Consider the following 15,310-nt stretch of genomic DNA (forward strand, 5'->3'; position numbering starts at 1 on the left):
TCAGTCCATTTTGGGATTTTTTTGATTTGGCGATTAATCAGATCGCAAAAATTGGACTGAGTTCCCTCCAAGTGATCTACTATTTTGAAAGCTTATTTATACGCATTAAACTTCAAGTTGCAATCTACAACACTATATGAAACTTGATTTCTCCCCGCTTCGCGGGGAGAAATCATACGCATCTTGAAGTTAGATTGGTATACACATAAAAATTTAGTGAGTAAAAATGGACAATTTAACAAAATAAATCAATAAGTTAAAAGACGAAAAGGAAGCGTCTTTACCAAATTTTATCACCAATGGGAATGGATTTTGTTGATGTCCGATCATCCATTTTGTGTCACCCTAACCCAAGAAACACTCTCCAGTATTGATGAACCAGCTTATTGATGTTCACAGGCGGAGAAGTCTCCCACCGCCTTCATAAAGTTATAAAAACATAATTGGAGGTAATACTATGTACGATTGGTCTGGAACTGTTCCCGGCAAACTGGCGCAAGGTCAACCGACAGGGCTTGTGCTCCAAAAAGGAGATGTAATATCTATCATTGCTTCAGGATGGGTGAAATTTGCCAATGACAACCGTCCGAATCCGTGGTCTGCACCTCAAGGAAGTCCTCCTAATCGTCCAGGTGGTGCTTTAATTGCAAAAATTGGCGATAAGACCTATGAAATTGGCAATGGTGTACTCCACAGGACAGTTCCCACAGATGGTGAATTAATTCTTTTATTTTTTGATCCCCATTATGAAGATAATTCCGGTGACTTTTATGTCAACGTTAAAATAGAGTCACGTTATTCTCCTCTCGAAGAAAGGAAATAAATAATCTCAATACCTAACCCGCAGCTTTCTGCGGGTTTATTATATAAGCCATCCATCAATAACAATATATTAATACAACATCAACAAAAATAATCTTTTTTATTGCTTTAACCAATCCATCAGAGCCCACCTCCCTACTATCTCCTAATTTCATGCGACGGCTGAGGTTTTTGGGGTAACTTTCTTTTCTACTATAGACCGAATGGTATGGCTTAATACAGCCGGCTCATGTTCAAAATCATTCAGAGGGACATGATAAACTTGAGCAATAGCAGACAGACCTTTTAGTAGATGGCTGGCAGAGTTATCAAAGGGTTTTTCGGTAACTAATACGATAGGACGTTTTAAGGCGGAAGCCCAACCCAACTCAATATGAGTACCATCCGTTCTTATTAGTTGTTTCTGTTGTGAGCAGACAGGTAAAATGGCAACAAAAATGTCGCATTGTTCCATCCATTGGCGATCCCGCTGAGAAACTTCCTCTGGAGTAAATAAGTGTGTTGTTCCGCCAAATTGCTCTGTACGATGAGCTGAAAAAACTTCTGCACCTAGTGATTCCAGATGGTGAATAGCAGATTTAATGTGAACTTGTAAATTATTGTCTAACACCCTTAATTTCAATGCGTGTTGAATAGGACCACCAACAAATACTTTAACATCAGAAAATATCATAGACATAGGGTCGCCTCTTACCGAAATAAGCTTTCATATTTATGCATAGATGATAATAAATTATTTATAAAGATATCAAATAATTATGTTTTGAATGAATTATATTTTTCATTGCTGTATTATCTTTAAATTATAGTTTTACATTGCCGATTTCCACTGGGCATCCTATTTTCAATATAATCGGCAATGATATCATCTGAATCGTTTTGGAAAATATTATGATAAGAATGAGTGTTGCTTTTCTCTTTTTCAAGAAATTGATTTATCTTATTCATGGCACGTTTTCTTTCTGTAGGGTTATTGATAAATAAGTTATTACATTTTTTAATTAATGCTAATCCATCTTTCTCTGGTAGGTATGGGGGAATATCAGGATAACCATATTCCGGTTGCCATAAGAAACCGTACTCATCACCATAATAGTTTTGCAGATACACGTCTAATTGTAACTGTTGACTATAGTTTTGTGGCGGTAAGAAAAAAACATCTTTATTGAGAGAGATACATTCATAAAATGTTGTTAAACCCGGATTGGCTAATATCTTACGAGCACGGTGTAATTTTTGCAAAAAATCATGCCTGGCAAAACAGCCAATATGAATATGAGGATGCGTTTTGGCAAACATTTCTGCCAGATTTATGATGGTCTTCCCCCCGCCTGCAATAGTAATATTGGTTTCATTTTGCATACAGGGAATAGATAATAACTCTTCGAGAAAATGATAATAAAAATTTGTTGTGTCGGCATAGACTGTATCAATGCCACCAAGAGTAATTAATATACCTTCTGGAGGATGGTCATCCACCATGCATTGTTGCAGAGAACTGTGAAGAATGGGTGGAATAACTTGATAATTACCCAGCTTATCATGAAATCGTTCAATGTTGTGTTCTATTCCATGAAAATCCTGAATAAATGTTTTTTCAGTTTTGTGCAGATCGACATGAAGATTATTCCACATCCAAAATAGTGTGTCGATATAGATAATTGGTATATTAAACTTTGAGATAAAATCAATCGAGTTAATGTTGGTGTTAATGATATACAAACTTGCACCTGAAATAAGTTCAGAATAGCTTGAAAGCGCTGTAACCGAAGTGGTATCACATTCATAAATTGCATCAAAAAGACCAGACTTTTCACCTAATTGAGAAGAGGTAAGTGTGCCTAATAAAATAAATTGGATGTCCGGTATTAATTTATTTCGACGCTTTAATTTCTCCACCACATTTAATGTGGTGGAGATTGGGCCAAAACAGAATGGCTCTGCGTCAAAAATAATATATGGAGTTTTTTTAAACATATTGCTATCTCACAAAGGAATATTTACATTTTCTATATCAAATTGTTTTGTATAAGGACAATATAAAAAAGTACTGCCATGGAGATTATTAAGATGCAATCGTCCAGAAAGATTGAGATCATTTGTCATTAAATGGGCTAAGAAAATATTGTGCAAATTTTGATGGGAGATAATAATCCGCATAGAAGACATTGAGAGTTCATCGCCAATTTGCGTAATAAAACGATAAATTCTATCAGCCGCGTCCATTACCTGTTCTGAATCTTTGAAAGGTGAATCGAGGGGGGTATGCAGTAACCGATAAGCATAATCTTCACCATAGCGATGCGGAATATCAGCCAGTTTCATGCCAATAAGCTCTTCTGGAAAAAATTCACAAAGTGCATCAGTTTCTTGTATTGAACACGATTGATATGCTGAGCTGAGTGCTTTGGCTGTTTCAAGTGCCCGACGTTGAGGTGAGGTATAAATATTTTGCCAAGGAAGTTTCCCCAATATTCGTCTGCCAATGTCTTCAGCCTGTTTGATTGACGTGGCATCAAGGGCGATCAAATTATCTTCAGGGCAGTAATCTAAATGATCAAGCGGGATAATTTGCCCATGTCTGATCCATAGTATCTTTAGGGGGGTTATAGGGCCATTGTAGTGTATGCGTCCATCTACTTGATGGCTTGCAAGCCCATGAGATTGCCAAAAAAAGTTGGCATTTTTGCCTGCATCTGTCTCCAGATGGACATGTGTAGCACCGTGGCGACGTCCCCATTGCAACATGGCATGCCATAATCCATAACCCAGTTTCTGGCGTTGGGATTCATCCCTGATATAAAATTCAGCAATATTCAGGGTCACTTTTTCTTCCCGTTCAAGATACACATTGGCTAATCCCGCCAATTGCCCGGCCTTTAGCAACAAAAACAGCCCTCTGTCACCTTGTAGGATGCGTTGTTCAAGGATAGTATGGTTTTCCTTTGCAATAGCCTCTTCTGACTGATCCCCAAAGACTTCTGGCCAATGGCGTTGAAAATATTCGCCATAAAGATGAAGAAATGAATTCCACAAGGGAGATTGAGGCGTAACTTGTTTGAGTTCTAACATTTTACTGACTCCATTCAACTCTCGGTAAACTAAACATCAACATAACTTTCTCACACCATTGATGGTAATTTAAGCTGCAATGCCCTTTTTCTTGTCGAGGATTAGCAAGTAACGGCTGAACTAGTCCCTGATGTTTAAGTAATGTTTGCAGGGAGGGAGAACATTTCTCCCAATTTAATACCGTACGATAGGGGCTTGATTGGTAAGAAGCATACAGTGAGACATTGTGAACCTCATCTTCAATAAAGCGAGATTGTAGATGCTCTCTTAATACCACGAATTTTTCTTCGGCTGCGGTATAAAAGGTAGTAAAAATATTTCTGACAGAAGAAGGAATATGCTCTCTGTTTGTTAGGCAAAGGCGTAATGCTCCACCGGTACGGATAAGTTTATTGCCGTTAAAAGAATAATAAGCGGCATGAACATGCAGGAGCTCCTGTAAACAATCCTTTCTTCCATATCCCTGAGAAAGATCGAGAAATACATGGATATTGTGGTTGTTTTGCATTTCTCGCAAAAATTCCATGCATCCTGGATCGATATAACCTAAAGGATGGGCGAGAAGAATGGCACAGGGTTGTGGAAGAGGGCTTAGCATTTCCATCATAGCCTGGAAATCCGCTTGCAAAATCATGCTGGCTTGCTTTGGCGGTAAAACAGGATAGAAGAGTGGCTGCCAATTGGCTGCGTAAACGGATTCAACCATGCTTTGACATATCCACTCTGGCATCAGGCAATAACCTTGAGCCGCCACGGCTTGTAGATCTGCGCGGAAAAAGCCTCGTACTGAACAGCCATAGCTCATGATATTGTCCAAAGACATGATATCTTGCTGAGATTGTATACCTTGCAAAGATAGTAGCTTATGGTGAGATATCATGGTGTTATCCTGAGATGAAGACGCTCAATATATTCATTGGCTAACTGGTCATAGAATTCATTCTCTCTGCCCCATAGATCAAGTTGAAGGCCAGTATAAGGGCAATAGAGCGTTTCCAGATGACTAATCAGGCAATGGATTCCCATCAATTTTTCTCTACCCTGATAACTACAACCCCATTTAGCGGCATACCATTGACCTGCACCGTTGTTTATCATCAAAGACCAAGCTCCAGGCGTACCGTTATCGTCATAAGTGACTGCCAGATGATATTGGTTACTTTTGGATAACAGTCCAGGAAGATATTGGAGGTCTTCACGATTCAGGCTGCGCATATCACTCTGTTGAATGATTTTCCAGCCTTTCGCATCTACATACAGCGCATCTTGCCACAATTGTTCAGTTTGAGCCGAAGTACTGTAACGTGTGGTGGTATAGTAAGAGTGTGCCTTCTTAAGGCTGCGTTTTAATCGTGTTGAGTGCTGGATCAAAAAATTAGCCACCCTTGTCTTAGGAGGTATGTTGACAATGGGAGCTGACCATTTACTTTCTGCATAACATCGTAAACCGTGTCGTTGCGCTAAATCACACAGGTAGGAATAAACGCGGGATTTTTCGTTCAAATACTTAAATAAAACAGGTTGCTGCTTTAAAAAAGAGAGCAATTCTTTTTCTTCTTGAGGCGTAAAAGTGAAATCGAAAAAAGTATTGCTTTGCCACTGTTGCTGGCCTTCTTGCCAAACCAGATCAACATGTTCAAAACGTCTGAATTCAGGGTAACGCAATGCTGTACCTAAACGCCATAAATGAGATGTGGTTGGATTGGTAAAAAGGGCAATTGGTGCAGATTGTTGCATAATTGCTTGGCTTATCAGAGCCACAATACTGTCTGGAGAATATTTCGCGCTATCAAGCAACGTTTCATGCGGGATATTGTTATCCCATAAACGATCCTGGGCGACTTCTCTGATACGGGAATCGGGTAAACGATCTTCTATCGCTCGCTCCTGATTACGGGTAACCAGCGTTGGTTCCTGCGCAACGAGCCGATAATACAGAATTCGAACACCTTTTCGCGCCAATAGGGAATGGATAGCATCAATTTCTTCAGGATAAATAAATACGCCATCCAGAATGATCAAGTCACTACCTGCATCAAGACAATCATCAGCAACCTTTAACAACCGCAAAGTATCTTCCATGATGATTTTTTGCGTAAGGTATGTTCTTGGTTCAACAAAATGATGAAAAGTATCCCAGGGTAAATAGGAGACGGTTAGCCCCTGCGCCAGCATGGCATCTTTCAGACAGTTGCACGCTGTGGATTTACCACTTGCCGGTGTTCCCCTAATGACAACAACAGTTTTATGCTTCATTGCCTAATACCTTTAATTGCCAGCCTCGCATGATATCTACAATAGAATGCAGGTTAAAGACGGTTTGATAGTAATCGTCATGACCAATTTTAGCGGCACGATGCATAATCTGTTTTGCGGTGAGGCGTAACTCGATTTTATGATTGCTATTACCCAAACACATTTCCTTTCCTTGTGTATTTGGTGCCGGGGTATAAAGCAATATATTGCAATTCTGCCCAGTCGCATGATAGTAAATCTGGATTGCTTTTTGTTGCGTGGTATTTTCCACAAACAGTGCTTGTTCTGGAGGAATTTCAAGCACTGTGCTGAGGAATTCGGGTGTATAGAGGGTAATGTTGCGGTAATACACATCCAACATCATCTGTTCTTCATCTGTTCCCTGCGGATAAGTAGCATCCGGTTTTTTGGCGTAGAGACCATATAGCATTGAAGTTGGTAACACCGTTTTGATATCGGGAACCAACAGATCAATATGCTGTCGGATCTTATCTTCGCAGGTATCCACCCAATAGATTGGGGGTAAAGGGATGCCAAGCTGCTCCAAAGTATAAACAATGCCGGCTTCTAACCACTCTCTCATTGTTTTGTGGTTAGCTTGTTGCGGATCAAAATGTAACAAGTCGGCCATCATGATTGCTTCATGAGATTGAAAATAGAGATAAACAGAAGCATTGTGCTGTGAAGCGATAATTGTTGGCAGCACAGAATCGATCAAATCTTGTAGTGAAAGCCGGGCAGGCACACCTTTTGCGTAACAGATGCAAGAGCCTCCCAATACATATTGGACAGGCTGGTTATTTCCGTTGATCTGAGTGAAAAAGTTATTGTCTAACATCATGACACGTTTCCTTCCATAGCCCACTGTAAGACATTTCCGTAAATCGCATCATCAATAGGTACAGGCAGGCAAATACGGTCACTGACGATGACTTTGTGTTTCTCTAATGCGGATACAGAGAGTGGACTTTCTTGCAGAGACCAAGGGAAACGGTCAGAGTAGGGAGAAAGCTGATTTTTGATAATCGGGTGGTTAGCCAGATCCCAGGCTTGCCAATCATATAACAGTGTTGAATTGAAGCGATCTTTGGGCAATTTGCTGCGTTTTAACCAGACAGAAACGGGCATCGTCCCCTTCGGGCGTGGGGTGATCCAATCTGCGGGTAAATGTTTCAGGATTTCTTGATAACGCTCTATTAATAAGGCGCGGAACAGTTCGATATTTTCCAGTTGGTTAATCAGCAATGCAGCTTGTATTTCATTGAATTTATTATTGTCACCAAAACCAATACTATGACTCCAATCTGGGTAACCCTCTGCTGTACGCTCAGCACCGTGGTCAGTCATCATGCAGGCATTGATGAACAAAGAATTATTTTTGGCAATGAGTAAACCCCCTTCACCGCTACTGATTAATTTATTGGCCTGAAAACTGAAAGCGCCATATTCGCCAAATGTGCCCACAGGCTGATTTTGATATTTCACCCCCATAGCTTGTGCACAGTCTTCAATCAGATACACATTATGTTGTTGGCAAATTTGGGCGATTTCAGCAATTGAAGCAGCAGTACCTTCCAGGTGAACGGCAATGACTGCCAGAGGTTTGGTATCCATTTGATTTAACGTCTTGTTTAATGCCTCTGGACACATCATGCCATTGTCATCAACATCAACGAGAACAGGGATTAATCCACAACTGAGCGCGGCATTGGCAGTAGCGATAAATGAGATGGAAGGAATAAGAACCCATTGCCCTATTTTGGGCCTGAGTCCAAGCAAAGCAGCTTTGAGCGCGACAGTACCATTTGTCAGTAGAATGGCAAATTGGGTATGCAGAATATTTTGTAACAACCTTTCTGCCTGACGGCAATATTGGCTCTCTGTCGCATATCTAAACACCGCTTTATTATCAAGAACAGTTTGTAAGCGGAATTGTATATTATCAGCAATCTTGGTATTACCGAGGTAAGGTCTAAGATATGACATATTATAATCCTAATAATCAATATTTTTATTAATATCACCTGTGCCAATGATGAACCGGAGCAGATACTTTATTCATTTGAATTATTAAATAAACAGCTATTGCAACCAGTAAAAGTATAGAGAAACCGACCACAGGTAAAAAAGATTGTGTGGAGTCAGGAGCAATGGATACGATGATTGCAGCGATTGGGAATGAAAAATTCATTGTGATCTGATATAAAGAAAACAGACGACCTTGTTGCATTTCTAATCCCTTTTGATAAATGGTCTTGGTAATTAAGACATTGAAATAAATTATTGCAATATTATAGAGTAAATAGAAAAAGGATTTTGCATAAAACATGTTTAGCTGAAAAAACAGAATACCAAATATAAACATACCAATAAATATTAAAATGGGGTAACGTTGGATACGGTTATCAACGCTGGTTTTATTGAGTAATGTTGTACAGAAAATGGGGATCAGGGCACTGAGTAAATAGAACAGGGTGACCAATCCATAACTTTCATTTGCCAGACTTTCCATCACAACAACAGGAAGTGCCACCATCAAAAACGCATTGGCAAGAATTGTAAAAACAATAGTAATAGCAAATGTCTTATAATAGCTCTGTTGAAATACAGAACGTAACCCAATGGATAACTGAGATTTATGCTCTGCTGTCCGTTTTATTTGCATTTTTATCATAAGATAGCAGATATAAAAATAAGGTAACAGAGAGAATAATTTGATAGTCACAATCGTATCTATTCCTTGAGTAATTCCCAGTAGAGCGCCAAATCCAGGGCCAAGAGCTGAAATAAGCGATGTTGCAATAACAATATAGAGCGAGACATTCAAATGTTTACCACCCTGTTGCTCTATCCAGTCATTAAGTTCATGCCAGGCAACACGTGACCATGGAATTTCATAGGCAAAAAGAAACTCCAGTAATGAAATAAATAAAAGCAACATAACAGGGGAGAATGCTATTCCGCTTAGTAATAATATTAATAATAACAATGTACTAAAAATTTCAATCAATAATATAACAATACGAAATTTCCAGATGTCTGATGAATAGTCAATTTTATATCCCCATAACAAAGCGCCAATGGATGTAAATAAAAATATGACTCCCATATTGGCATAATAGTATGTCATTGGCGTATTCTCAGATAATAATATATAGGGATATCCGACGGCAAGAACACTTGAGCCAACGCCATTAATAAATAAAGAAAAAAGAAACAGATATCTTATCATTGTATTAATCTTGTTTTATGGTTGTATAATTGAATTTATTATTATAATTGTTTAAATATTTCATGCATTCATGTTCATTTTTGGCAGAGCAAATCACATATCCCATTTTTTCAGTGTAATGGGTGCTGGAAAAATAACTGCCAATCTTGGCATTTTGCTCCCATTCAATCACATGCTCATCAATAATTTCTTCTATAGGCGTTATGGATTTTACTTCTCCAATCGGTGGGTTAAAAATGATCATACCAATGCAATTAAGCTCATCGTTCTTCATGGAAAAAGAGGGCTCTTTGCAAGCCGAAGCAGGGGAAATTAATGCATTAATAAAGACATCAAAAGCATGCTTACCATAGGCCTTCGCATGAAGCTCGAATAGCCTGAGCCCTGGTGGGCGTGATGCGGTTTCACAAAGTATGAGATTATCGGTATTTTCTTCGATGAAAATTTCAGTATGAGTGAAACCGTATTCGAGATTGAATGCCTGCAATACCCGTCGATTAAATTCAAACAACCTGTGGCTATCTGGGGAGCCTGGCAGCATGGTATGCCACATAAAATGGCTAGGTTTGGTTTGATCGGAAGGGAGTAATGAACAGGCATAAACTCCAATGCTTTGATAGATAATCTTATGCTGGAATACTGCTGTATCAACATGCAGTAACCTGCCCTGGATTTTTTCTTCCACTAGATACTCTTCAGGTGTATCAAGTTGCTGTAATGCATAAAATAAGGAAGTGCGGTCTGAATGCTCGGTCACCCCCATCGATCCCCAAAATGAACGGGGCTTTATAATAAAACCAACCTGGTTGCCTTTGTGTTTGGCAGAATTCTCAACGGATTCAGTAAAGCGCTCGAAATGCTCAGGTGAGCTTAGCATCTCTGATGCCAGAGTGAATTTGGGACAAAACAGCCCATGTTCATTGGCAGTCTTCCGCATTATCCATTTATCTCTAAATGATTGGGCGACATCAATGATGTGGTTATCTTGGTTAATATGGGTTGCGATGGAGGCCATTAATTCAACATGAAGCTCAGAAAAAGCGATAAAGTAATTGATGTGAATTGGGGCTGTGATAATTGATAGTGTGCCTTTGACCTGTTTCAGTGCTGCTGTTATTTTTTTACAGGCGTGGTTAGCTAACGGATCATCAACCACCAAATATGCCAATGCTAAAGAGAAATCCGTTGAATCCAGCCACTTTTTCTTGATCAATAGAATAAGATTTAAATTATATTGATAGCAGAGTTGAACAAAGCGCTCACTATCTTTGATATCTGGCATACAGAAAATAGTCGGCTTCCCGCGATGAAAACTAGCCTGATTATTGATATGTATTTCTAGAGACATAGTTTTACCTTAATCTATTGGCAGGATCACAGCCTTTAATACAGTTACAAGTGATTACGGGATACATTTTTTTACGGAAGAGTGAGAATTTATCACCATGCCAAATATCGTGTAATGAACTTTCCAAAACATTCCCCATAATATATTGCTCAGGGTTTGGTCGATACATCGTGGTATCGCAAGGATAGACATTTCCTGTTACAGCATCGATAAATAGTGTTGTCAATGGAATGGCACATGCTTTTTTGCCAGACGCATTATAATGTCCCATTTCAGCGCGGCAATAATCCTCCTCATTGCGGCCGAAAATTTCATAATTGGCATCCATAAATAAATGGCGTGAAATCTGTTTGCTTTCCAATAGAGTATTTATTTTCTGCATAAATAACTTAATTTGAGCACTATTTAAAAACAGTAAAGGATAATCTTTAATCGGAATAAGATTAACACCATCAACGCTCAGTTCGGCCATTTTAAGCAGAAACTTATCGATAGTATCGTAATTTAATGAAGTAACGACATGATTGACGATAATAATAGAGCCTGGTATTTCCTGCTTAATATATTCCATGGCATCATAAAGATTGTTTGTTAACCAACGAATGCCTCGTGACTCGCCATTTTTTTCAGGTTCTACATGGTCAATTGAGATATAAAATTTTCTGACTAGATGGCTCTTGTTTTGTACACGATTGAAAATCTTTTTTGATAAAGCAGTTCCATTGGTTGTAATAGAGATCGGTGTATTTTTATTACAATCCAAAATAGCCAGAAAATCTTTTGATAAGAAAGCTTCTCCTCCATGAATATTTACTTCCTGTGGAGAGAGAGCCTCTAACTCTTGCCAGAGTCTAATCATGTCTATTTGTTTGTGTGCATCAATCTGAGCGGTTTGCCATACATCGCAAAATTCGCAACGCGCATTGCAAATATTATTTATGCGTATAAATGCATAGTTAAGTTTAGGCATGGCAAAAAGCTTTTCCGGATCCAGGCCAATAGGGTATTTAGCTATGGCAATTAGCTCTTCCATATGATTTTCCACTTGTTTATAAATTCAAAAGTGATAATAATCACTATTAATAATATGAAAAATAAATATAATTGGTTGTTGTTTTTTACAGGTTTGAGACTCTACAGAATTTTCTTATATAATCAATATCAAAAACAAATGCTTATGATATTAATATTAGCAAATATCAATTTTTATTGAAAACTGATGAAATATTTATTTATATTATTTATTTGATGGTGGTTTTTTAATAGTGTTTATTAAATCATTGGGGAAACAATCATTTATATCAAATAATCAAAGCCCATTCTCATTTAAGGTTGTACCATGTTTACGCAATGCAGCAATAATGTCGACTTGATGCCAGTCATTTTTAACGTTGTTATTCATTCCTGCTATCCCTTCCATTAACTAATATTGATGGTGGTAATCCAGACAGAGTTCACAGTACCGGTAACGTCCAACCGGCGAGGCCAAAGCCTCCCCTCCCTGCCTGAACCACTATTGAAAGGGTGATAGCAAGCACACTGGTAGAAATTTCCTACCAATGTGGACGTTAATTCAAGGCTGCTAAACCCTGACCACTAGATTTTGCTAATGGCGAGAGTGAAATTTAACTTATTGTTTTATATGAATGAATAACTGGACGACTAAGTTTAACGATTATAAACCCAGTCGACATAACGGCCAATATTCCGAATACGGTCATGGTAGGTTTTATGGCTACCGCCAATCTGTCGGGCAGAAAACTTTAATTCTTCAATCAACTCATTGGCTTTCTCTATTTAATACCTGACAACATGCAATCTCTGGCGCGCGACAGTTCAGACAAAACAAAAAATGTCTGCCTTGCCCTTGATCGATATCTGTGCGCCAGAGTGAACGCAAGTTGAGGTATTGCGGGGTATCGGTTGAGTACGCGGTACTGCCGCCTGTATGAACAGATCATCCCCACCGGCTAAAAGCCAGCCTCGATATCGTCAAGTTCTCCTTTTGATACTTTTTCAATCTATAAAATACAGTGTCAGATTCACTGTGTGGTTAACTAGGCCAGAGCCTATCAGGGATGTGTTGCCCTTTTGCTGCGGCGTCATTTTCAGCGGTAAACCTACTAAAAGTGACGCCTTGAGTTCCGTGAACAATCAGTAAAAGTTGTGCAAACGTTGAAGTGCTCAGGCACAGCAAAACGCCGTAAGATTAAGTGTAAAATTGTAGTAATGAATTAATTGTTTTTGTGTAGAAAGATTGCTCGCTGAATATTTCAAACAGTGATCGTGATAAGTGTGAATCGGATATGCAAAGTCATCCTGTTGTTCATTGAAGATAAAGGAAATAGGATTTATGTTGTTTAGCCATTACAGCTATGTGACCATCTATGATAGTGAGTAGATTTGTTCAGACTAACGAATCTTTTTAATTATAGCAATTAAAAATCGTGATTTATTCATCAGATTTATAATCTGCTCTAATTTGGAAAACTTTTCTTCACCATTATCATTACATCCATGATAATATAATTTTCATTGTTATTACTTCAATTAAAGATGAATGGCACCATCATAACCATATTACTTTGTTAAAAGTGTAATATCTGTATTGTATTAAATACTAGCAAATAATAAATCTGTTATCTTAATCACATCATATTTTGAACTTGATAAGTAGTATTTATGATATTCATCCTATGGATTAGCAAGCTTTTAATAACCCAAGAAGTATATCTAATTTTTATCTCATTATTACATCATAAATTTCATACCTAAAACCTATTTATTTTTGTATTTTTTTATATTAAAATTCATTTACATTTTATTGATGTCACATTATTAAATATTAATTTACTTTAGGTAGAGATTAAAAAATGATAAAGGAAATAGAAATCCATAAGTACCGTAAAATTGAAAACTTAAAGTTTAGTTTCGATCCTAGTATAAATGTGATTTCTGGAACCAATGGAACATGTAAAACATCATTGTTACATATCATAAGTAATTCAGTTAAAGCACCTACTGCTAGCTCTGAAAACTACTCAAATCCAAACTGTTTTAAAATAATTAAAAATACAAATGTCATTTTAAATCCAAAAATAGAATCACTAGTTCGTGAGGCTAAAAATTATGTTGATCCATCCAATGGAGTTAAAGGTAATCTTTTTGAAGTAGAATATAATAACGAGCTAAAGTTAAAATTTAGAAAGCATAATTCAAAAATAGCTAACAGGTATGGTATAAAACCGTATTATAAAAAAGAAGATAAACAATCCCTTCCATCATGCCCAGTCATCTATCTAGGGCTATCAAGACTTCTTCCCACGGGAGAAGTTGATGATGAATTCATTAAAAACATTAAACATAATCTACCCGATGAATATGTTAATATTATATCAAATTTATATGGAAAATTAATAAACATAAGCATTACTGATGTCAAAATTAAAAATGTCAATAATTTAAAATCTGGTCCTGAATTTAACAGCTCTACAATTGGAATAGATTCCAATACTATTTCTTCTGGAGAAGATAATTTATTTATAATATTAAAGGCCTTAGTATCACTAGCATATTATCATGATTCATTAATCTCTGTTAATAATACCAGTAGTGTTAGTGTTCTATTGATAGATGAATTTGACGCAACATTACATCCATCCTTGCAAGAAAAACTATTTGATATTATATATGAATACTCATTAAAATACAAAATACAAGTTTTTATAACAACACACAGTTTATCATTATTAGAGTATGTGTTAGAACAAAAACAAAATGTTATTTATTTACTAAACAATTATACTGATGTTGATCAAATAGAACGCCCCACAATCATAGATATCAAGATGCATTTAAAAAATGACACAAGGGATGACATATATAATAAAAAAAGAATTCCTATATTTACAGAAGATGAAGAAGCACGTTTATTTCTTGATGAGATATTTTCTTATTTTGAAGAAAAAAATAAAAACTTTGCATTGGTGAGACGTTTTTTTCATTTAATTCCTTGTAAAATTGGCGCTGATAATTTATTGACAATATTTTCAGATCCTTATTTGTTAGAGACATCACTAAAATCTATTTGTATACTTGACGGTGATAAAAAAGCTGACTTAAACAAGTGCACTATTACTTTGCCTGGTAATGAATCTCCTGAAAAAATGTTTTTTGATTACATAGAATATATTTATTTAACTAATGACACTACATTTTGGAAAAATCGATATATAATGAATCAAGGTTATACAAAACAAAAATATTTAGATGATATAAGACATGATATATTAAATATAAAAAAAGAATTAGATGAATTAACCAAAGAAAAAAAATCATCAAAAGGCAAGGAAAGAAATTTAAATAAGGCTGTCTTTAATAAACATCCGGCTTTTTTTAGATTGGTTATACGTCATTGGCTTCAAAATAAAGAAAATAATTATGTTATTAGTTTATTTTTTAATAACTTAAAGAAATCTTTTTTCAAGGTTTGCATTCCAAATGGGATTGAAAAAAGAGAGTGGAATTTAGATTTTAAAATTGAAAATTAAATGAAAGGATTATATAATATGAAATTAGTT

Annotated in this window: 13 protein-coding genes and 1 pseudogene; 2 read left to right on the forward strand and 12 right to left on the reverse strand. The window is 36.9% G+C overall.

Annotated features, from left to right (window positions below):
- Nucleotides 1–457 precede the first annotated feature (457 nt).
- Nucleotides 458–823: a LecA/PA-IL family lectin gene (locus Xind_RS08040; RefSeq protein ID WP_047685339.1), complete on the forward strand. Its 366-nt coding sequence runs from the start codon at nt 458–460 to the stop codon at nt 821–823.
- Between the two features lie 150 nt (nt 824–973).
- Here Xind_RS08040 and Xind_RS08045 read toward each other — a convergent pair whose 3' ends face one another.
- From Xind_RS08045 to Xind_RS08100, 12 genes and pseudogenes are all read right to left on the reverse strand, one after another.
- Nucleotides 974–1,501, reverse strand: coding sequence for a nucleoside 2-deoxyribosyltransferase (locus tag Xind_RS08045; RefSeq protein WP_231571568.1), 528 nt, complete (start codon nt 1,499–1,501; stop codon nt 974–976).
- 119 nt (nt 1,502–1,620) lie between these two features.
- Nucleotides 1,621–2,799: a hypothetical protein gene (locus tag Xind_RS08050; RefSeq protein ID WP_187649812.1), complete on the reverse strand. Its 1,179-nt coding sequence runs from the start codon at nt 2,797–2,799 to the stop codon at nt 1,621–1,623.
- A 9-nt stretch (nt 2,800–2,808) separates the two neighbouring features.
- Nucleotides 2,809–3,894, reverse strand: coding sequence for a GNAT family N-acetyltransferase (locus Xind_RS08055; RefSeq protein ID WP_187649813.1), 1,086 nt, complete (start codon nt 3,892–3,894; stop codon nt 2,809–2,811).
- Between the two features lies 1 nt (nt 3,895).
- Nucleotides 3,896–4,717 (reverse strand): hypothetical protein, encoded by an 822-nt coding sequence (locus Xind_RS08060; RefSeq protein WP_187649814.1) that lies wholly within the window; start codon nt 4,715–4,717, stop codon nt 3,896–3,898.
- A gap of 53 nt (nt 4,718–4,770) precedes the next feature.
- Complete coding sequence (locus Xind_RS08065; protein WP_187649815.1) at nt 4,771–6,150, reverse strand: P-loop nucleotide/nucleoside kinase family protein; 1,380 nt, start codon at nt 6,148–6,150, stop codon at nt 4,771–4,773.
- Nucleotides 6,140–6,991 carry a hypothetical protein gene (locus Xind_RS08070; RefSeq protein WP_047685327.1) on the reverse strand — a complete coding sequence of 284 codons (852 nt, stop codon included), beginning with the start codon at nt 6,989–6,991 and terminating at the stop codon, nt 6,140–6,142. The genes Xind_RS08065 and Xind_RS08070 overlap by 11 nt, the downstream gene beginning before the upstream one ends.
- Nucleotides 6,988–8,136, reverse strand: a complete 1,149-nt coding sequence (locus Xind_RS08075) for a DegT/DnrJ/EryC1/StrS family aminotransferase (RefSeq protein WP_047685324.1) — start codon at nt 8,134–8,136, stop codon at nt 6,988–6,990. Before Xind_RS08075 ends, Xind_RS08070 begins: the two co-directional genes overlap by 4 nt.
- Before the next feature lie 34 nt (nt 8,137–8,170).
- Nucleotides 8,171–9,280 (reverse strand): MFS transporter, encoded by a 1,110-nt coding sequence (locus Xind_RS08080; RefSeq protein ID WP_187649816.1) that lies wholly within the window; start codon nt 9,278–9,280, stop codon nt 8,171–8,173.
- A gap of 106 nt (nt 9,281–9,386) precedes the next feature.
- On the reverse strand, nt 9,387–10,730 hold the full coding sequence (locus tag Xind_RS08085; RefSeq protein ID WP_187649817.1) for an ATP-grasp domain-containing protein: 1,344 nt from the start codon (nt 10,728–10,730) through the stop codon (nt 9,387–9,389).
- A gap of 4 nt (nt 10,731–10,734) precedes the next feature.
- The gene (locus Xind_RS08090; RefSeq protein WP_047685315.1) at nt 10,735–11,763 is read right to left on the reverse strand and encodes a radical SAM protein; all 1,029 of its coding nucleotides are present in this window, start codon (nt 11,761–11,763) and stop codon (nt 10,735–10,737) included.
- Nucleotides 11,764–12,042: 279 nt separating this feature from the next.
- A pseudogene (locus Xind_RS08095) lies at nt 12,043–12,132 on the reverse strand (helix-turn-helix domain-containing protein); the annotation flags it as partial.
- 266 nt (nt 12,133–12,398) lie between these two features.
- Nucleotides 12,399–12,509, reverse strand: coding sequence for a phage integrase N-terminal domain-containing protein (locus Xind_RS08100; RefSeq protein WP_231571565.1), 111 nt, complete (start codon nt 12,507–12,509; stop codon nt 12,399–12,401).
- A gap of 1,094 nt (nt 12,510–13,603) precedes the next feature.
- Here Xind_RS08100 and Xind_RS08105 point away from each other — a divergent pair.
- Complete coding sequence (locus tag Xind_RS08105; protein WP_187649818.1) at nt 13,604–15,280, forward strand: ATP-dependent nuclease; 1,677 nt, start codon at nt 13,604–13,606, stop codon at nt 15,278–15,280.
- Nucleotides 15,281–15,310: the final 30 nt, after the last annotated feature.

Source organism: Xenorhabdus indica, from assembly GCF_014467235.1.
GTDB classification, from domain to species: domain Bacteria; phylum Pseudomonadota; class Gammaproteobacteria; order Enterobacterales; family Enterobacteriaceae; genus Xenorhabdus; species Xenorhabdus indica.

Bases quoted from the DNA above. Each gene is read 5' to 3' on its own strand.
- Xind_RS08050 (WP_187649812.1), bottom strand. From the start codon at position 2,799: ATGTTTAAAAAAACTCCATATATTATTTTTGACGCAGAGCCATTCTGT.
- Xind_RS08055 (WP_187649813.1), bottom strand. From the start codon at position 3,894: ATGTTAGAACTCAAACAAGTTACGCCTCAATCTCCCTTGTGGAATTCA.
- Xind_RS08085 (WP_187649817.1), bottom strand. From the start codon at position 10,730: ATGTCTCTAGAAATACATATCAATAATCAGGCTAGTTTTCATCGCGGG.
- Xind_RS08040 (WP_047685339.1), top strand. From the start codon at position 458: ATGTACGATTGGTCTGGAACTGTTCCCGGCAAACTGGCGCAAGGTCAA.
- Xind_RS08045 (WP_231571568.1), bottom strand. From the start codon at position 1,501: ATGTCTATGATATTTTCTGATGTTAAAGTATTTGTTGGTGGTCCTATT.
- Xind_RS08105 (WP_187649818.1), top strand. From the start codon at position 13,604: ATGATAAAGGAAATAGAAATCCATAAGTACCGTAAAATTGAAAACTTA.
- Xind_RS08065 (WP_187649815.1), bottom strand. From the start codon at position 6,150: ATGAAGCATAAAACTGTTGTTGTCATTAGGGGAACACCGGCAAGTGGT.
- Xind_RS08060 (WP_187649814.1), bottom strand. From the start codon at position 4,717: ATGTCTTTGGACAATATCATGAGCTATGGCTGTTCAGTACGAGGCTTT.
- Xind_RS08090 (WP_047685315.1), bottom strand. From the start codon at position 11,763: ATGGAAGAGCTAATTGCCATAGCTAAATACCCTATTGGCCTGGATCCG.
- Xind_RS08070 (WP_047685327.1), bottom strand. From the start codon at position 6,991: ATGATGTTAGACAATAACTTTTTCACTCAGATCAACGGAAATAACCAG.
- Xind_RS08080 (WP_187649816.1), bottom strand. From the start codon at position 9,280: ATGACATACTATTATGCCAATATGGGAGTCATATTTTTATTTACATCC.
- Xind_RS08075 (WP_047685324.1), bottom strand. From the start codon at position 8,136: ATGTCATATCTTAGACCTTACCTCGGTAATACCAAGATTGCTGATAAT.